The sequence below is a fragment of the Phaeobacter sp. JH20_34 genome (genome assembly GCF_048056095.1).
GTDB classification, from domain to species: domain Bacteria; phylum Pseudomonadota; class Alphaproteobacteria; order Rhodobacterales; family Rhodobacteraceae; genus Phaeobacter; species Phaeobacter bryozoorum.
The window spans coordinates 119644-137432 of the sequence record NZ_JAYMWT010000023.1; the positions used below are offsets into that span (position 1 = coordinate 119644).

Consider the following 17789-nt stretch of genomic DNA (forward strand, 5'->3'; position numbering starts at 1 on the left):
GGCCCCCGCCGAAACGGGAGCCAGATGTACTTGCCCGATCAGGTGATCAGGCGCTCTTGAACTTGTTGACGAATTCGGTCCGTACGTCTGCGTACCAGGGGGCTTCAGCTGGCCATGGGTTGAGATTGGCAAGGCTGTTGCCGGGATAGGCTTCGGCAAAGTTCTTCTTATAGACATCGCCGGAGTAATCATCCGCTTTCAGCACGGGCGAATTGTACCCATGGCTGTCGATTGCCTTGCCCGCAGGTTCCTGCTGGTAAGCATAGTCGATAAAGGCATAGACCTGCTCTTCGTTCTGGGCGCCGACTGGCATCGACATGCCGTCAACCCAGGCCATCGCCCCCTCGACCGGTGCCTGATAATGAACAGGCTCACCTGCGGATTTCAGCGCAAGCGGCGGTCCATCCCAGGTCTGCCCGACAACGACACCTTCGTTCAGCAGGCCGTTTTTCTGGGTATCCGCATCGTTCCAGATCAGCTTGATCCGGTTTTTGCGCGCCACACACCAGTCGGTGACCTGGCCCCAGACCTTGCGCATGGTGTCTTCATCTTCATACGCCGCCCAGATCGAGCCAGGTTCCATTTCGCCGGCGGCCTCCATGTAGAGCCCCGCACCCAGCATCATGGAATGGGCACGGCCCATGGTCTTGCCTGCGTTCTCTTCACTCCAGACATCGCCGTAAGACGGCGCATCGCCGGATGGCAGCCACTTGTCAGTCCGGTAGGCAATTCCCTCAGTGCCCCAGATATGCGGCAGCCAATGGGCGCCATTGTCGCCAAAGTTCCAGGCATCTGTACCAATCTTCGCCATCGCCGGGTTCACCGCGTCAACATTTACCTTATTGAGATCAAACGGCTTCAGAAGTTCCAGTGGCCCCCATTGCAAGGAGCGGTTGTTGGTTGGCGAAACGATGTCGAAGCCTTGCCCCTTCGTGGCTTTCATCTTGTTGATGATTTCTTCGTTCGACCCGATACCTGTGTAGTTCACCTTGATCCCGGTCTTACCCTCGAACCCGGCGATGAACTCAGGTGGCAGATAGTCGGACCACATCAGAATGTTGATCTCGCCGGAGGAGGCCAGTGCGCTCTTGGAATAGAGCGGCGCTGCCAGGGCTGCCGCACCAGCGCTCTTCAGAATCGAGCGGCGGGTTACATTGGACTTTGCAGTCATATTCTTTTTCTCCCTATGGATCTGTTGGTCTTTTGTTTTTCTTTTTTGGTAGTGGAACTCTGCGAAACACACTCCGATTGCTACAGTGACAGATTCAGAATTCGATAAGGCCAGAAGAGGCCCTACAGGCGTATCTATGGTGCCAGTTTCAGTTCCATCCCTAGACATTCGGAACGAAACTTATGCGCGTTTGTCAGCGAAGACGCCGACTCCCACATGGTTCCACCGCAGTCAGTCTGCGCCTTTGGCGCCTCTCACGTCAACGATGCAACACTGTGGAAGTGTTCACAAAATCGCCGAAACCCTCAAACCGCCATGCCGATGAGCGCTACCCCCGCCGCCATGAGCACAGCCGCCCCAAGACGCCGTTTCCAGTTGCCCTCTTTCAGGATCAGAAACCCGATCAGCGCGGCAAAGATAACCGACGTTTCCCGCAGGGCAGATACAGCCCCCAGCGGCGCAAAGTTCTTGGCAAAGAGAACCAACCCGTAGGCGCACATAGATACCAGACCGCCGGCGATCCCCAAAGCCCAGACCCCGACAGGCACATCGGGCAGTGTTGCACGTTTCCGCAGAAGAACAAACGCCGCGACAAAGACATGGAGAAACGCGCCCCAAGCCCAGTAGCTGACCGTGTTGCCAGACAGACGCACGCCAATGCCGTCAACCAGCGAATATAGTGAGATGAAAAAACCGGTGCCCAGCGCGTACCACAAAGCGCTCTGCCCGACCCCTGATCGCAGCGCCTTCCAACTGCTAAGCTGAATCCCCCCAGCAATGAGCGCGATTCCCACCCAGGCCTGCACCGGCAGGATTTCCCCGACAAAGATCATCGCCCAGAGCGAAACCAACGCTGGGACAATGCCACGTGCAATGGGATAGACGACGCTCAGGTCGCCGTGATGATACGCGCGACCGAGCATGTAGAAATACCCAAAATGCACCACCGTCGACACGCCGATGTAGGGCAGGCTTGCCACATCCGGCAAAGGTAGCGTGGCCACCATGACCGCCCCGGGGATGACGTGCCCCAAAGCCACCAGACCCAGCGTCGTGGTCCTGTCGATCGCCGTCTTTACAATGGCATTCCAGATCGCGTGCAGCAACGCGGCCGACAGAATGATGGCAATCACAAATGGCGTCATATCAGGCTTTCACAGCTAGCGGGGCTCCAGAACACACATCAGTCCATTTCGTCCGCAGGCATATCCTGGATCAAACGGGTCTCCAGCAGCTGCCCGTTGCGGTATAGGATCGGATAGGCGATGGCGGCGATATGGCTGTTGAATTCCCGCAGCGCGCGCAATGTCTCGAGATGGATATCCGAGCTCTCGAAACTTTCCGCGGCGCCGCGCTGCAATCGGCGCAGATGGCGCTTACGGCTGTCACGTTCCATCCGCTTGACCTCGGTTTTCTCAAGGCTCAGCAAGCGTGCGCTTTCCAGGTCGTCCGAGATCAGCACATTCGATGCAAGCTGCATATTGGCGACGATCACCTCGTGCATACGGGTGATTTCTGCCCAGCCTTCTTTTGAGAACCGCACCCCCTTCTTGTGCATGGACGCAGCTAGGACGGCGAGCCGTTCATCCACCACGTCGCCGGCCGTCTCCAGCCGGATGGCATATTCAACCAGATCTCGGGCAACCTTGGCATTTTCTTTGCCGAACCCTTCGCTTGGCATGCCAGCCACGTAGCTTCGGATACCCGACAGGCAGCTGTTCACTTCCCGATCCAGAGCCTGCACCGCCTTGATCTGGGCACGGTCGCCGTGCTGATAAAGATCGGGAATTGGTCGGAACATCGCACCGACCAGATCCGACATCCGCAGCAGTTCGCGTTTCAGGCTGCTGATCGCCTGATTGGGTTGCCGGTAATCATCTGTGTTCAATACGCTCACCGGCAGCCCGTGCGTGTTGCCCTGCAGAGGGGTCGGGTTTGGTATCAGGCTGGTCATGACACTATGCAGCATTCCGCAGAACGGCAGCGCCAGGATCAACAGCGATGTGTTGAACAGAAGATGCGCATAGACCAGCATCTGGCCGCCCTCAGGTGCGCCCAGAACACCCGCCCGCAAAGCGATATTGGCGCCAAAGACGCAGATCACTGCCCAGGTTCCACGCAGTCCCAAATTCGCAAGCGGCACACGCCGCCCTGGCGCAGGCATCCCTCGGCTCAGCCAGACCGGAATGAAGGCCGAGCCGAAATTGGCCCCCAGGACCAGGGACAACCCGGCCGCGAAAGGGATCGCATCGATCTGAACGAGGGTGACGCACATGAGGATGGCCGCCACCGAAGAGTGCATGACAAACGCCAGCGCAGCGCCCACGAGAAACGCCGTGATGTAATCCCGGGCGAGATATTCCGCGATTGCCGGTAGGAACGCGCTCTCCCGGATGGGGTCCATAGCCTCGCGCAGGAACCGCAGCGAAATCAGAATAAAGGCGATCCCCATCAGAATGCGCCCCATTTGCCGGGCCTTCTTCGCCTCGACCTTGACGAAAAGATAGCCACCGACAGCCAGCAGCACGGGCACCAGCCAGTCGAGCTGGAACGACAAGAGCTGAATGATAAGCGCCGATCCAAGGTCGCCACCCAGAACAATCGCCAGACCAGAGGCAAAGGACAGCAAACCGCTTGCCGCAAATCCCGAGGTCAGCAGGGCAACCGCGGCAGAGCTTTGCAGAACGATGGCCATGCCAATCCCCACGAAGCTGGCCTGCACAAGGCTGCGCTGCCCGGTCAATAGCCGCTGGAACGTCGCGCCGTAGCTGCGTTCAATACCGGTCCGCACCATCCGTACCGCAAACAGCAGCAACATGACGGCACCGGCAAGGCTGGTCAGAAAGCTCAATATGGCCATAGAGTTATGTCTTGTCCTTTTGTTGGGCAGCGTCGTGACGTTACCGCTCTTTTCTTGGCGCGATGGGAAACCCCAGCTGCGCAGCCCTCCGGGCGCTTTCGCCAATCAGGTTATCCCTTCCTGATCTTGCTCTCGCCCCCTTCTGTTTCCGGGCTGTTCGAACCAGGCGCCAGTTCAAGGTCAATTTCCCAGAGTTCCAATGCACGGCGGTATTTGCGGGCAGGCATGATATCGGTCAACAACAGGTCCAGCAGTTCCGGTTGCGGACCGCGATGCGGCGCAGTGCCTTCGAATTTCGGGTGCGCGACCACCAGCATGGTCCATTCGGCAACCTGCGCCACCACAGCTGCCAGCTGTGCTTCTGTCGCACTTTGGTAAAGCGCGCCGTGTTTGGCAGAAAACGCATCTGCCGACAACACCGCCACATCCAGCGCGAACTCCTGGACCTGCTGTTCAGCGACATGTCCAAATGTACCGCGTTCGTTGCTCTGTATTTCGCCGCCGAGGAAATGCACCCTGTTGCCGTTATGATTGGCCAGCGTCTGCGCCACACCAATGGAATTCGTGACCACCGTCAGACCGGCGCGGCTACGCAGCGCCTTGGCGACAAAAGCGGTGGTGGAGCCGACATCGAGAAAAACCGCCATCCCGTCGGTAACGTGGTCCAGTGCCCTGGCAGCGATGCTTTGCTTTTCCGCCGTATATTTCGAGATCCGTCGGAAGAAACTATCCGCCGCATCTGGTCCCGCCAGGTAGGCGCCTCCGTGCACTCGCTGCACTAGTCCCTGTTTCGCAAGCGCCTTGATGGTCCGACGCACGGTTTCCTCCGACACCTTCAGAACCTTGGCCAGCTCGCCGCTGCGTGCCGATCCGCCCAGACGGCGCAAGGCCTCCAGCAGCTCCAATTCGCGGTGCGAGATTTTCTGGTCTTCGGGCAATAGGCAGCCTTGGCAAGGAGTGAGATTTCGCTGGAGAGTGAACCACAGGGATGCCGAAAAAATCAAACATAAAAACACAAAATTCCACACAAACGGTCAAATTCAACAATGTGATGGCAGGGAAACCCTTTGCCATACTCGTGATTTCAGGCTTATCTGGCCGCAATTGCGGCAAGGAAATTCCACATGAGCCAAGCTTCAGACCAGCGCAGGAATGTCCTGTTTATCCTGATCGATCAGATGCGGGCGGATTGCCTGTTTGGAGCCCTGGCCGAGCACGTAGCGCTGCCAAACCTGCGCGCCTTGATGGCGGATGCCGTTACTTTCCAGAGGAACTATACGGTCGTGAATCCCTGCGGACCGTCGCGGGCCTCGATCCTGACTGGCCAGTATGCGATGAACCACCGATCCGTTCGCAACGGGACACCGCTCCGGCATGACACACCAAACCTCGCGTCTGAGATGCGCAAGGCGGGTTATCTGCCGATGCTGTTTGGCTATACCGACACCTCGCATGACCCGCGCATCTACCACCCCGGCGACCCGGCGATGCAGACCTACGAATACCCGATGGCCGGTTTCCACGAGATGCTGGAAATGCGGATGGAGATGTCGCATCCATGGCGCGCGCATCTGCTGAACAAGGGCTATACCTTCGATCGCTACTGGGACATCTACAAACCGGTTTCGCCAACCGGGGGCGCTCCTAGACTGAACGACCCCGCTGTGTACCGGGCCGAAGATAGCGATACCGCCTTTCTCACCGACCGGTTTCTGGCGACAATGCCTGGCTACCGCGATCAGAACTGGTTCGCACATCTCACCTATATCCGCCCGCATCCGCCGCTGGTCGCGCCTGCGCCTTACAACCGGATGTACGATCCCGCCAGCCTGCCGCTGCCGCAGCGCCTCGCCACTGTAGAGGACGAACGCGCGGTCCATCCGTTTTTCGACCCGACCACCCGCGCTGCGTCTCCCGCCTCCTTTGTCGAGGGTTTTCCGGATCTGGACCCCAGCGACCCAGTAATCCAGACGCTGCGGGCGATCTACCTAGGCCTCGCCAGCGAAGTCGACGCTCATATTGGCCGGGTCATGCAGTATCTGCAGGACAGCGACCAATTGGAGAATACACTTGTCGTGCTCAGCGCCGATCATGGGGAAATGCTGGGTGACCGGCACAGCTGGGGCAAATTCTCTGTCTATGATGCCGCCTATCATACCCCGTTGATCATTCGCCAACCGGGCAACGCCATACGCGCCGGAGCGGTCGTGCAAGACATCACGGAGTCGATCGACCTGGCCCCGACTATTCTCGACTGGGTCGGTCAGGCGGTCCCCAACTCAATGGATGGGCGGTCTTTGCTCCCACTGGTTTCCGGGGAAACACCAGACGACTGGCGCAGCTACAGCTATTCGGAACTGGACTTTGGCGTGCCAGAACGCCCCAGTATCTGGCAACACCATCTGGGAACCGATGCCAGCAATTCCTGCCTCGCTATTCTACGGGACGCGCGGTTTACATTGGTTGAATTTGCCGCTGACCTGCCGCCACTGCTGTTTGACCACACCGCCGAGGGCGAAAAGGTCAATGTCGCGGAACACCCCGAACACCAGGGCGATCTGGCCCGTCTCACCCGCCAAATGCTGCGGCACCGGATGCGCAACATGGACCACACCCTGTCTCTCGACACCATTACGCCGCATGGGCCGCGCAGGCAGGCCCGCCACAGGCCAACGAATACTCCCGGTGTCCAGCATGGCTGACCTGCGAAGCACCCTCGGCGATCTGTTTGCCGCCGCCATCGCCCGAGCCGACCCTGCCATGGCCTTGGCGGAAAGCTTGCGACAGCATCCCCCACCCCTGCCGCGCCCCGGCGGACGCCTGATCCTTATCGCACTGGGGAAGGCCGCCGTTCCCATGATGCGACAGGCCATGCGGATGCTCCCGCCATCCGACAGGGCGGTCGCCGTCACCAACCCGGAAAACCTTGCCGAGATCCCCGGAGCCAGTGTCCTGGCCGGTGACCATCCGGTGCCCAATGACATGAGCCTCGCGGCTGGCGCCGTCCTGCGTCAGGCCGTCGGCGACCTGACTGCCAATGACAGTGTGGTGGCGCTGATTTCCGGTGGTGGTTCTGCCCTCGCCGTGGCGCCGGCTGCAGGGCTTACACTTGCCCATAAAACCGCAGTCACCGATCTCCTTTTGGGAGCCGGACTGGACATCATGCAGATGAATCTGATCCGTCAGCAACTCTCTGAGCTGAAGGGAGGTGGCCTCCTGCGCTCCGCCTACCCCGCACCGGTCTTCAGCTATATTCTGTCGGATGTGATCGGTGATGATCTGCGCGCGATAGCCTCGGGTCCGACGGTGGCACCGCTGGGATCGCGCACCATGGCGCGCGACTGTCTTGTAGCGCATGACCTTTGGGCCTCGCTTCCGGGCGCTGTTCAGGCCCATTTGTCCGCACAGGATGACCCTGCACAAACCCTCTTTGATAAAGGGTCCGTCACTGCACATCTGATCGGGTCTAACCGTCACAGCCTGATCGCCATGAAGGAACTGGCCGCACGCAAGGGCTGGTCTGCCGATATCGTTGATTATGCCCTGACCGGAGATGTGGAGGCCGCCGCGGCACGGATTATCTCCGCAGCCCAGGCACGGGTTTCAAACCAACTGGTCGCGCTGATCTTCGGCGGGGAAACAACGGTAAACCTGACCGGAACTGGCCGCGGTGGACGCAATCAGGAACTGGCGCTCCATGTGGCGCGCTTAGGCCGACAAACGCTGAGCGGAAGCTGGGCTTTCCTGTCAGCGGGCACCGATGGGCGGGACGGTCCGACGGATGCGGCAGGAGGCATTGTCGATGGGGGCACGTGGCAGCGCATTCTGGACAAGGGGGGCGACCCGATGGCCTTGCTCAGGAACAACGACAGCAACCGGGCGCTCAGATTTGCGGATGATCTGTTTGTAACCGGCGGAACCGGCACCAATGTGGCGGATATTCAGATCATGCTTCTGCCCGCCCGTTAGGGACACCTGTTGCGGCTACTCTTCCAGCTGGTGCAGTTCGTTCAGCAGATCCAGAAGCGCCTCATAACGCTCATTCCCCATCTGCGCGCGGGTCCGTTCGATCACGGCGAGACTGGCCTGCAAGTTGTCGTCAATCACCTGTTCGCCCGCTTCGGTAATACTGACAATCTGGCGGCGGCGATCCATCTGATCCTTTGCCCGTTGGATCAGCCCCTTATCCTCCAGCTTCTGCAGGATGCGGGTCAAGCTTGGAAGCAGCAGGCACGCGCGCTCGGAAATCTGCGTCGGATCAATGTCACCTGTTTCCTGAACGACCCGCAACACGCGCCATTGCTGTTCGGTCAGCCCCGCGTCGCTCAGCAACGCGCGAATAGGGCCCATCACGCGCTCACGCGCGCGCAGCAGGGCAATGGGCAAGGATCGGTCTGTGCTTGGTAACTGCTTGGTCATGCCAGATTATCGCTGTCTAGGGGCGCAAAGGCAAATCCTCAGTACCCGGCGTGACTAGCACTTACGTTGCTGGGCAATCCAAATCGACCGGGTCTATACCTGTATTGGCGGAATGACGCTGAGCGGATCTCTGACATCGGATACGATTGAGCATGTGGACAGGTATTAATGCACATGTTAATTATATGCTCATCTAAGGTAGCCGGATGCTAAGCCCAAGGACGACACGATGAACTGGAATGATTTTTCTCACTGGGGCAGCAAGGTTGCGGACTGGGCACAGGACTATCACCTGACCGTCGGCGACCGCCCGGTGCGAGCGCAGACGGCTCCCGGCGAGGTGCTGAGCGCCCTGCCCCAAACCCCGCCCGAGGATGGCGAGGGGATGGAGGTGATCTTCCGCGATTTTGAAGACATCGTGATGCCCGGCATCACCCATTGGCAGCACCCGCGCTTCTTTGCCTATTTCACCTCCAACGCCGCCGCGCCCTCGGTGCTGGCGGAGTTCCTCGCCTCCGCCATCGCTCCGCAATGCATGCTGTGGCAGACCTCGCCGGCAGCAACTGAGATGGAAACGCGCATGATGGACTGGCTGCGCCAGGCGCTGGACCTGCCCGACCAGTTCCAGGGCGTCATCCAGGACTCCGCTTCCTCGGCCACCCTTGCCGCCGTCCTGATCATGCGGGAAAAGGCGCTGAACTGGCAGGGCAACCAGCAGGGCCTGTTCGCCCAAAAGCCACTCCGGATTTACTGTTCATCTGAGGTCCACACCTCCATCGACCGCGCTATCTGGGTCGCGGGCATCGGCCAGCAGAACCTGATCCGCATCCCCATCAAGGGCGATTGGCGCGGGATGGACCCGGACGCGCTGGAGGCGGCGATCCAATCCGACCTCGCAGCGGGTCACCAGCCAGCGGGCGTCATTCTCTGCGTGGGCGGCACCGGCGTTGGTGCCACCGATCCGGTGGATCAGGTGCTGAACGTCGCCGAAAAATACGGCCTTTACACCCATGTGGACGCCGCTTGGGCCGGCTCTGCCATGATCTGCCCGGAATACCGCCACTACTGGCCCGGCGTCGAACGCGCCGACAGCATCGTCTTCAACCCGCACAAATGGCTGGGCGTGCAGTTCGACTGCTCCGCCCATTTTGTGAGGAACCCGGACGATCTGGTGCAAACCCTCGCCATCAGTCCGGAATACCTCAAGACCCACGGCCATGACGGCATCATCAACTATTCCGAATGGTCGGTTCCGCTGGGCCGCCGGTTCCGGGCCCTGAAAATCTGGTTCCTGATCCGCACCTACGGGCTGGAGGGTCTGCGCCAGCGCCTGCGCAACCACATCATCTGGTCCAACCAGCTGCACGATAAGCTCAAGTTAGAGCCTGATTTCGAGATTGTGACACCACCAATGTGGTCGCTTTGGTCGTTCCGCTATGCCCCGCAGGGCGCTAAAGATCTGGATGAGCTCAATCTACAACTGGTGAACGCGATCAATGACGATGGTCGTATCTATCTGACCCAGACCCGCGTCGACGGCGCGCTGGTTATCCGGTTCCAGGCTGGCCAGTTTGAGACAACCGAAGCTGATGTTATGCTGGCCCATGAGGTTATTACCGAGATTGCGCGCGCCCTGAAAGCCCGGTGACCAGAACAAACCCGCGCCACCCGACCCAAACAGGAGATTTGCCAATGCCCGCCACCACAAACACCTTCAAACAGGCTCTATCGCGGGGCGATCGCCAGATTGGGTGCTGGATGAGCTTTGGTGAGGGTGCCGTAGCCGAAGTAATGGGAACCTGTGGCTTCGATTGGCTGGTGATCGACGGTGAACATGCGCCAAACGACATCCGGTCCATTCGTGATCAGCTGATGGCTCTGGCTGCCTCCAAGAGTCATCCCGTCGTGCGCGTTCCGGTTGGAGAGACATGGATTATCAAACAGGTTCTAGACGCCGGTGCGCAAACGGTCCTGATACCTATCGTCGAAACTGCCGAACAGGCCAGAGAGCTGGTCCGAGCCTGCCACTATCCGCCCACCGGCACCCGTGGCGTGGGCGCAACTGCGGCGCGGGCGTCGATGTTCGGCTCTGTCAGCGACTATACTCGAACCGCCGATCAGGAAATCTGCCTCCTGTTGCAGGTCGAAAACCGTAAAGGCATCGAAAATCTCGACGACATTCTGGAGGTCGAAGGTGTCGACGGGATTTTTATAGGACCTGCCGACCTGTCCACTGACATGGGACATCAGGGCAACTCCGCCCACCCGGAGGTCAGAGCAGTGATCGCCGATGCCATGACCCGGATCAAGGCTGCCGGAAGGGCGCCTGGCATTCTGGGCACTGCCCCCGAGGCGACACAGGCCTATCTGGATATGGGCGCGCAGTTCCTTGCAGTTGGGATTGACGTGATGGTCTTGGCCAATAACGCCCGCGCCCTCGCCACTGAATGGTCTGCGAAATAGACGCCGAACGCCACGTTCACAAAATGAGACCAAAAAATACGTATTTCCGCGCAATTGACCGGTTTGACACCCCGCCGCTAGCCTGCCACCACAGGAGCGAGACCGCGCCAAACATCTTGGCGCGCCACGAGGGAGCTACAGGATGAAACGCACATTTGCTGCGGGGATGGTCTCCGCACTGACGCTGACCTCTGCGCTGGCCACCGCCGCCTTTGCAGATATCAAAATCGCCCATGTCTACGGCAAGACTGGCCCGTTCGAGGCCTATGCGAAACAATCCCATGACGGGCTGATGCTGGGTCTGGAATATGCCACCGGCGGCACTATGGAAATCAACGGCGAAAAGATCGTCGTGATCGAAAAGGACACCCAGCTCAAGCCTGAGAATGGCAAGGCACTTCTGGAAGAAGCCTACGGCGACGACGAGGTCGATTTGGCCATCGGGCCGGTCAGCTCCGGCGTTGCGCTGGCGATGCTGCCGGTTGCCGAAGAATACGAAAAACTGCTGATCGTGGAGCCGGCGGTTGCCGATTCCATCACGGGCGCGAATTGGAACCGTTACATTTTCCGCACCTCGCGCAATTCCTCGCAGGATGCGGTGGCCAGCGCCATCGCCCTGGCCGGTGAAAATGTGCATATCGCGACGCTGGCACAGGACTATGCCTTTGGCCGCGACGGTATCGCAGCCTTCCGCGAAGCCCTGGCCGCTCAGGGCCACCAAATTGTCCATGAGGAATTCGCCCCAACCGACACCACCGACTTTACCGCTGCGGGCGAGCGCATTTTCAACGCGATGAAAGATCTCGAGGGCGAGAAGAAGCTTTTCATCATCTGGGCCGGTGGTGGCAATCCATGGGCCAAGATCAATGCAATGGATCCCGGTCGTTTCGGGATCGAATTTGCCGGCGTTGGAAACATCCTCGCCGCCCTGAAAGGGTTCAAGGATTTCGCAGGTATGGAAGGTGGCACGTATTACTACTACGAACTGCCTGACAATCCGGTGAACGACTGGCTGGTGAAGACCCATTTTGAACGGTTCGACAGCCCGCCCGATTTCTTCACCGCGGGCGGAATGGCCGCTGGCATCGCCGCCGTGGAAGCGATCAAGAAGGCCGGATCCACCGACACCGAGGCGTTGATTGCGGCGATGGAAGGCATGGAATGGCAAACCCCGAAGGGCACCATGAAATTCCGGGCCGAGGATCATCAGGCGCTGCAATCCATGTATCACTTCAAACTACGTGTCGACGACGATGTCGAATGGGCGATCCCGGAACTGGTTCGCGAGCTGAGCATCGACGATCTGCCGATTCCGATCCGCAACTGATCACACAACGCGACCGGGTCCGGGGCGACCGCCACCGGGCCCGGCACGTCGCATAGGATTTCGCGGCCCGCCGCGATCACCCGGCCACTCCCCCGTTTCAGATGGATGCACCCATGCCCGCCCCTCTACTGTCCACCAGCGATCTCACCGTACGCTTTGGCGGGCATGTGGCCGTCGATGCGGTGACTTGTGACTTTCATCCGGGCGAACTCACGGCCATTGTCGGCCCCAATGGCGCCGGGAAGACCACTTATTTCAACCTGATTTCAGGACAGATTCCCGCCAGCGCCGGTCGCGTCACGCTGATGGGGCGGGACATCAGCACGCAGTCCGTATCAGCCCGCACCAAAGCAGGCATCGGTCGCGCATTCCAGATGACCAATCTGTTTCCCGACCTTACTGTGCTGGAAAACGTCCGGCTGGTGGTGCAGGCCAAGGCTGCGCGCGGCTTCAATCTTTGGTCGATGGTCACAGGCCACACCGATCTGATTGATCAGGCCGAAAGAATTCTCGCCCAGGTCCGCCTGCTGGACGAGCGTCAGCAGATGGTTTCGGAGCTGTCCCATGGCAATCAGCGCAAGCTGGAAGTCGCTCTGCTGATCGCGCTCGATCCTCTTGTCTATATGTTTGACGAGCCGACAGCCGGGATGAGCGTGGACGAAGCGCCGGTCGTGCTCGATCTCATCGCGGATCTGAAAAGCCAGACCGACCGCACCATCTTGTTGGTCGAGCATAAGATGGATGTGATCCGAACCCTAGCCGACCGCATTATCGTTCTGCACAATGGCGCGCTGGCTGCCGATGGCCTTCCGACGGAGGTGATGGCCTCCGACGTGGTGCAGGAGGCCTATATGGGCCGTGGGCTGGAGGGGATCCTTGATCATGTCTGACCTCGACCGGACCGCCCCCCCTCCTCTTCTGCGGATTGAGGAGATCCATACCAAGATCGCCCAGTACCATATTCTTCAGGGGGTCGACCTCGATGTTCCGCGCGGCGGTGTCACCATGCTGCTGGGGCGCAACGGTGTCGGCAAAACAACGACCCTACGCAGCATTATCGGCCATTGGCGAACCCATCGTGGCCGCATCCTGTTCGATGGAGCCGACATCACCCAGACGCCCACCGCCAGCATTGCCCGCGCGGGCATCGGCTTCGTCCCCGAGGATATGGGGATCTTTGCCGATCTGACTGTTGAAGAAAACATGGTCCTCGCCGCGGTTTCCGGCCCGATTGATACGGCGCGGCTCGACTGGATCTTTCAGGCCTTTCCGCCGCTGAAGACCTTTTGGAAATCCGAAGCCGGAAATCTCTCCGGCGGGCAAAAACAGATGCTGTCAATTGCCCGCGCCATGATCGAAGAACGCAAGCTATACCTGATCGACGAACCGACAAAAGGCCTGGCCCCGGCGATCATCTCCACCATGGCACGCGCGATCAAGGACCTGAAAGATCAGGGTGCATCGATCCTGATGGTCGAACAGAATTTTGCAGTCGCCAAGGCGCTTGGCGACACCGCCAGCGTTATGGACGACGGCCGTGTCATCTGGTCAGGCGCAATGGCTGAATTGGCAGGCGACACCGCTTTGCAGGAGCGGCTGATGGGCCTCAGCATGGAGGCGCATTGAACATGCCCGATGTTCAAGACAGACCCCGCCATTGCCTTATCCGGCAGGAGATCAACAGATGACCGCCGCCCCCGAACACGCGCCAACGATGGCTCAATCGTCGCTCCGCGACCGACTGGCCCCCTACGCACCGCTGCTGCTGGTTCCACTGTTGGCTATCGCCGGTTTTATCGCCGTGCAGAACCCTGCAAGCTGGATGACCCTGACGGTTTCCGGGCTGGCCATGGGAATGATGATCTTCCTCATGGCCTCCGGGCTGACGCTTGTTTTCGGGCTGATGGATGTCATCAACTTCGGCCATGGCGCCTTCGTTTCTGTTGGAGCCTTCATCGGAATTTCGGTTTTGCTGACACTGGGCCAGCTGACCAATGCGCCGTCGCTGGCATTGAACCTGCTGGCCATTCTCGCCGCCGTTCTCGCCGCAATGGCGGCGACCGCCCTCATGGGCTGGGCATTCGAACGGGTGATCGTCAAACCCGTCTATGGCAATCATCTGAGCCAGATCCTGGTCACCATGGGTGGGCTGATCATTGCCGAACAGCTGATCATCGTCCTTTGGGGGCCGGAAGAAATCTACTTCACACGTCCCGAGGCGCTGAAGGGGGCGCTGACCCTCGGCGACGCCGCTATCGAGAAGTACCGTCTTGTTACCGTCGCCGTCGGCCTTGCGGTCTTTGCTGCCATGCGCTTCGTGCTGCGCCGGACCAAGATCGGGTTGATCGTGCGCGCAGGCGTACAGAATGGCGAGATGGTCGCCGCGCTCGGATATCGCCTGCGCCTCGTCTTCGTCGGCGTGTTCATCGCAGGTTCAGCCCTTGCGGGCCTGGGAGGTGTGATGTGGGGCCTCTATCAGGAAGTTATCACCGCCCATATGGGCAATCAGGCGATGATCCTGATCTTCATTGTGGTGATCATCGGCGGTCTCGGATCGGTTGAAGGCTGCTTCATCGGTGCGCTGCTGGTCGGGCTGTTGCAGAACTATGTCGCCTTCGTAGAGCCGAAACTGGCCCTTGTTTCCAATATCGCCCTGATGGTCGCAATCCTGATGTGGCGCCCGATGGGCATGATCCCGGTGGTAAAGGCAAAATGATGCACATCCTTCTGTCTGGCGACCTGCCCCGCTCTCGCATTCTGGCCCTGTTGCTGGCTGTCATTCTGATTTGCCTTGCCTTCGCACCCTTCCTGTTTCCGGGCGTGCGGACAGTGGATACGGCTGCACGCATCTGCATATTCGTGGTGCTGGTGGCGAGCTATGATCTGCTGCTGGGCTACGGCGGCATCGTCAGCTTTGCCCACACGATGTTCTTTGGCATGGGCGCCTATGGTGTGGCACTGGCCTCCACCCACATGGGGCGCGGATTCGATGCGCTTCTGGTCGGCTCTCTCACCGGTGCTGGTCTCGCCGCTGGGCTGGCGCTGTTGATTGGCCTGTTTTCATTGCGGGTGCGGGCCATCTTCTTTGCGATGATCACGCTTGCGGTTGCCTCCGCCGTTGCCGTCCTTGTCAGCCAGCTCTCTGGTCTGACCGGCGGCGAAGACGGTCTGACGTTCAAGACCCCGCGCGAGTTGGGACCTGCGTTCAAATTTGGCACGGAGCTGTTTGGCGGTGAACTGTTCGGCGTCAAACTCAACGGACGACTGCTCACCTACTACCTGATTTTCGCAGGCAGCGCGCTGCTGTTTCTGGCCCTGCTGCGCATCGTGAACTCACCGTTCGGTCGCGTTTTGCAGGCCGTCCGCGAGAATGATTTCCGGGCGGAGGCGATCGGCTACCGCGTTGTTTATTACCGCGTCACGGCCACCTGTCTCTCGGCGGCGATTGCTGCGCTGTCCGGCTCTCTCTATGCGATCTGGCTACGTTACGTGGGACCAGACACCACCCTGTCGATGACCATCATGATTGATATCCTGCTGATGGTCGTCATCGGTGGTATGGGCACGATCTACGGTGCGGCGGTTGGTGCGACCGTTTTTGTACTTGCGCAGAATTACCTGCAAAACCTGATGGGCGTGCTTTCCGGCATGACCGAAGGGTTGCCGTTGCTGCCCGAACTCCTGAGCCCGGACAGGTGGCTATTGTGGCTGGGTGTCCTTTTCATTCTTAGCGTCTACTTCTTCCCTAGCGGCGTGGTGGGCCGCCTGCGCGGGCAACGCTAGCGCCGAGACCGGCAGGCGGCAGGGCTAGCGCAGAATTTGATCTTCAGGCCAGCTCAGCTCTGTCTCGATCTGGATCACTTCACGCGCGCCCTGAGCGATCTCCATGTCCCAGGCCAATATCCCGCGCTGTTTCTCGACGTTTTCTTCCGTCGGCGCAGGGCGCGCAGACCAGCGTATCTTAAGGTCGTCCTGCTGGGAGTATGGAACACGGTCAAGAACCCGCAAAGGCCAGGGCTGGTCAGTCAGGTTCTCGATCTCGATCTCAACCCGGCTAAACTGTTCCGCATTGCGCGAAATCAGCCCCTGTTCACCTTCGCTCTGATCCAGAACATCGCGGCGCAGGGTTAGCCCCTTGATCGGCCCAAACCCGATGTCTGCCTCTGCCCCAGGTGCCAGGCCCGGAAAATCTGCAACGGCGACCAGCTTCCCGTCCAAAAAATGCGCAGCCTCCGTCGCAGGCAGCAACTGCTCGCCAAATTCGTTTGCGAAACGCACCACGCGATAAGCGACCTCTTTGCGCAGTGGCACCGCCTGTGCTCTCAACTCGGCGCTTGCGGTGACACTGTCCATTTCTAGCCGCAACGCATCCGCACCCGAGGCAATGGAGACCGGCTCACCAAACCCATAGACAGCCGCAACGCCGCCCGTGTCGACGCTCCATTGCGGAAGTAGCTCATCAACCAACACAGCCGCTTCGATTATCGGTTCGTTGGCAAGCTGCAATTCCATATCAGATGACAGCCGCTGCTTAGGCGTTGGGACGGGCATCGGTTTCTCGATCCGACGCAGCTGTGGGAACAGGCGCGATGGCGCTGATTGCCCCAGCGGTTCCGCCGTCGACAGCGTCAGCGCAATGTCCTGCCAGCTCTCGCCCGTATCCTGCGCCAGCATCACGCTGCGCGCCAGAGTCAGCTCCGCCACATCACCTGTCGCAAGATGCAGCTCATAATGGGGAGACCACCCTATATGTCCCGCTCCAGCTGTCAGATAGGTGAGTGTAACCTCGGCGCCCCCAGCCTCCGCAACGTCGACTTCCACCTCAATGAAGAGCCGGTCCTCATCCTCCAGCGCGATGGCGGCGAGTGCTGCGCGGGCCTCCTTCAATTCGTCCTGGAGTGCTGTCAGAGCTTGTTCCTTGGCGCGGGCCTCGGCCTCTGCATCAATAATCTCACGATGGCTTGCAGTAGCCCGGTTTGAGATCATCACCGCGATATCCGCCAGCGCTGAGGCATCCGCCCCCGCCAGACCATCATTACCGCCAAGTTGTTCAAGGAATTGGATTGAACTCTGCGCGGCTCGGGCCGTGGCTCGGGCACGTTCGGCTTCATCCGTCACGGCTGCGATCTGTTCTTCGATCTGACGGATACGTGCCTCAGCAGCGTCAATCTCAGGTGTCGCCACGTCCTGAGGGGGCACGGACTCCTCTCGCATTAGGGTGCTGATACGGCGCCCGCCCGCGATCTGCACCTGCAGGCTGGCGGTCTGCGCGCTTTGTGGCACGTTTTGCAGGATCAGCTGGTGCCGCCCGACAGGCAGGTCCACCGCCGCGGTGCGGGTGATTTGGGCAAGCCCCGGATAAAGCGTTACCGCGGAAACCTGGCTAGAAACAGGGAACACATCCGCAACTGCGGATGTGGCAATGCTGATTGTGCCGGTGGCAGCCGCAAGAATGGCAAAAACTGAATGAACAGGTCGCATGATATCTCTCGATTGATCAAATCGCGGACAAGCGGCCCGCCTGTGATCAAATCTACGTATCGTTGCGA

15 protein-coding genes are annotated in these 17789 nt (G+C 59.7%); 9 read left to right on the plus strand and 6 right to left on the minus strand.

Going from position 1 to position 17789, the window contains the following annotated elements:
* Positions 1-46: 46 nt before the first annotated feature.
* The 4 genes from VWZ81_RS18575 to VWZ81_RS18590 form a co-directional block, all read right to left on the minus strand.
* Positions 47-1171, minus strand: a complete 1125-nt coding sequence (locus tag VWZ81_RS18575) for an extracellular solute-binding protein (protein WP_340546458.1) — start codon at positions 1169-1171, stop codon at positions 47-49.
* Between the two features lie 305 nt (positions 1172-1476).
* Complete coding sequence (locus tag VWZ81_RS18580) at positions 1477-2316, minus strand: hypothetical protein (RefSeq protein ID WP_416534534.1); 840 nt, start codon at positions 2314-2316, stop codon at positions 1477-1479.
* 38 nt (positions 2317-2354) lie between these two features.
* A complete protein-coding gene (locus tag VWZ81_RS18585) occupies positions 2355-4031 on the minus strand; it encodes a Na/Pi cotransporter family protein (RefSeq protein WP_416543503.1) in 1677 nt (558 codons plus the stop codon).
* 110 nt (positions 4032-4141) lie between these two features.
* Positions 4142-4969 carry a DeoR/GlpR family DNA-binding transcription regulator gene (locus VWZ81_RS18590; protein ID WP_416543504.1) on the minus strand — a complete coding sequence of 276 codons (828 nt, stop codon included), beginning with the start codon at positions 4967-4969 and terminating at the stop codon, positions 4142-4144.
* Positions 4970-5155: 186 nt separating this feature from the next.
* Between VWZ81_RS18590 and VWZ81_RS18595 the strand changes: the two genes are divergently transcribed.
* On the plus strand, positions 5156-6733 hold the full coding sequence (locus VWZ81_RS18595) for a sulfatase-like hydrolase/transferase (protein WP_416543505.1): 1578 nt from the start codon (positions 5156-5158) through the stop codon (positions 6731-6733).
* Positions 6726-8000, plus strand: a complete 1275-nt coding sequence (locus VWZ81_RS18600) for a glycerate kinase type-2 family protein (RefSeq protein WP_416543506.1) — start codon at positions 6726-6728, stop codon at positions 7998-8000. Before VWZ81_RS18595 ends, VWZ81_RS18600 begins: the two co-directional genes overlap by 8 nt.
* 15 nt (positions 8001-8015) lie before the next feature.
* On the opposite strand, the gene hpaR is transcribed toward VWZ81_RS18600, so the two are convergent.
* Positions 8016-8450, minus strand: a complete 435-nt coding sequence (gene hpaR / locus VWZ81_RS18605; RefSeq protein WP_340546452.1) for a homoprotocatechuate degradation operon regulator HpaR — start codon at positions 8448-8450, stop codon at positions 8016-8018.
* 229 nt (positions 8451-8679) lie between these two features.
* Between hpaR and VWZ81_RS18610 the strand changes: the two genes are divergently transcribed.
* From VWZ81_RS18610 to VWZ81_RS18640, 7 genes are all read left to right on the plus strand, one after another.
* Entirely contained in the window at positions 8680-10098 is a 1419-nt protein-coding gene (locus VWZ81_RS18610; RefSeq protein WP_416543507.1) for a pyridoxal phosphate-dependent decarboxylase family protein, read from the plus strand.
* Positions 10099-10142: 44 nt separating this feature from the next.
* Entirely contained in the window at positions 10143-10913 is a 771-nt protein-coding gene (locus VWZ81_RS18615; RefSeq protein WP_416534539.1) for an HpcH/HpaI aldolase family protein, read from the plus strand.
* A 142-nt stretch (positions 10914-11055) separates the two neighbouring features.
* A complete protein-coding gene (locus tag VWZ81_RS18620; protein ID WP_340546449.1) occupies positions 11056-12240 on the plus strand; it encodes a substrate-binding domain-containing protein in 1185 nt (394 codons plus the stop codon).
* 113 nt (positions 12241-12353) lie between these two features.
* The gene (locus tag VWZ81_RS18625) at positions 12354-13130 is read left to right on the plus strand and encodes an ABC transporter ATP-binding protein (protein ID WP_340546448.1); all 777 of its coding nucleotides are present in this window, start codon (positions 12354-12356) and stop codon (positions 13128-13130) included.
* Positions 13123-13866 carry an ABC transporter ATP-binding protein gene (locus VWZ81_RS18630; RefSeq protein ID WP_416534540.1) on the plus strand — a complete coding sequence of 248 codons (744 nt, stop codon included), beginning with the start codon at positions 13123-13125 and terminating at the stop codon, positions 13864-13866. Before VWZ81_RS18625 ends, VWZ81_RS18630 begins: the two co-directional genes overlap by 8 nt.
* A 58-nt stretch (positions 13867-13924) precedes the next feature.
* Positions 13925-14956 (plus strand): branched-chain amino acid ABC transporter permease, encoded by a 1032-nt coding sequence (locus VWZ81_RS18635; RefSeq protein WP_416534541.1) that lies wholly within the window; start codon positions 13925-13927, stop codon positions 14954-14956.
* Complete coding sequence (locus tag VWZ81_RS18640; RefSeq protein ID WP_416543508.1) at positions 14953-16023, plus strand: branched-chain amino acid ABC transporter permease; 1071 nt, start codon at positions 14953-14955, stop codon at positions 16021-16023. The genes VWZ81_RS18635 and VWZ81_RS18640 overlap by 4 nt, the downstream gene beginning before the upstream one ends.
* A gap of 24 nt (positions 16024-16047) precedes the next feature.
* On the opposite strand, the gene VWZ81_RS18645 is transcribed toward VWZ81_RS18640, so the two are convergent.
* Positions 16048-17721: a DUF4139 domain-containing protein gene (locus VWZ81_RS18645; protein ID WP_416543509.1), complete on the minus strand. Its 1674-nt coding sequence runs from the start codon at positions 17719-17721 to the stop codon at positions 16048-16050.
* Positions 17722-17789 lie beyond the last annotated feature (68 nt).

What these genes read in the sequence shown, in the direction of transcription:
- VWZ81_RS18625 (WP_340546448.1), top strand. Translation starts at nt 12,354, where the DNA reads ATGCCCGCCCCTCTACTGTCCACCAGCGATCTCACCGTACGCTTTGGC.
- VWZ81_RS18630 (WP_416534540.1), top strand. Translation starts at nt 13,123, where the DNA reads ATGTCTGACCTCGACCGGACCGCCCCCCCTCCTCTTCTGCGGATTGAG.
- VWZ81_RS18640 (WP_416543508.1), top strand. Translation starts at nt 14,953, where the DNA reads ATGATGCACATCCTTCTGTCTGGCGACCTGCCCCGCTCTCGCATTCTG.
- VWZ81_RS18645 (WP_416543509.1), bottom strand. Translation starts at nt 17,721, where the DNA reads ATGCGACCTGTTCATTCAGTTTTTGCCATTCTTGCGGCTGCCACCGGC.
- VWZ81_RS18620 (WP_340546449.1), top strand. Translation starts at nt 11,056, where the DNA reads ATGAAACGCACATTTGCTGCGGGGATGGTCTCCGCACTGACGCTGACC.
- VWZ81_RS18600 (WP_416543506.1), top strand. Translation starts at nt 6,726, where the DNA reads ATGGCTGACCTGCGAAGCACCCTCGGCGATCTGTTTGCCGCCGCCATC.
- VWZ81_RS18615 (WP_416534539.1), top strand. Translation starts at nt 10,143, where the DNA reads ATGCCCGCCACCACAAACACCTTCAAACAGGCTCTATCGCGGGGCGAT.
- VWZ81_RS18575 (WP_340546458.1), bottom strand. Translation starts at nt 1,171, where the DNA reads ATGACTGCAAAGTCCAATGTAACCCGCCGCTCGATTCTGAAGAGCGCT.
- VWZ81_RS18635 (WP_416534541.1), top strand. Translation starts at nt 13,925, where the DNA reads ATGACCGCCGCCCCCGAACACGCGCCAACGATGGCTCAATCGTCGCTC.
- hpaR (WP_340546452.1), bottom strand. Translation starts at nt 8,450, where the DNA reads ATGACCAAGCAGTTACCAAGCACAGACCGATCCTTGCCCATTGCCCTG.
- VWZ81_RS18585 (WP_416543503.1), bottom strand. Translation starts at nt 4,031, where the DNA reads ATGGCCATATTGAGCTTTCTGACCAGCCTTGCCGGTGCCGTCATGTTG.
- VWZ81_RS18595 (WP_416543505.1), top strand. Translation starts at nt 5,156, where the DNA reads ATGAGCCAAGCTTCAGACCAGCGCAGGAATGTCCTGTTTATCCTGATC.
- VWZ81_RS18580 (WP_416534534.1), bottom strand. Translation starts at nt 2,316, where the DNA reads ATGACGCCATTTGTGATTGCCATCATTCTGTCGGCCGCGTTGCTGCAC.
- VWZ81_RS18610 (WP_416543507.1), top strand. Translation starts at nt 8,680, where the DNA reads ATGAACTGGAATGATTTTTCTCACTGGGGCAGCAAGGTTGCGGACTGG.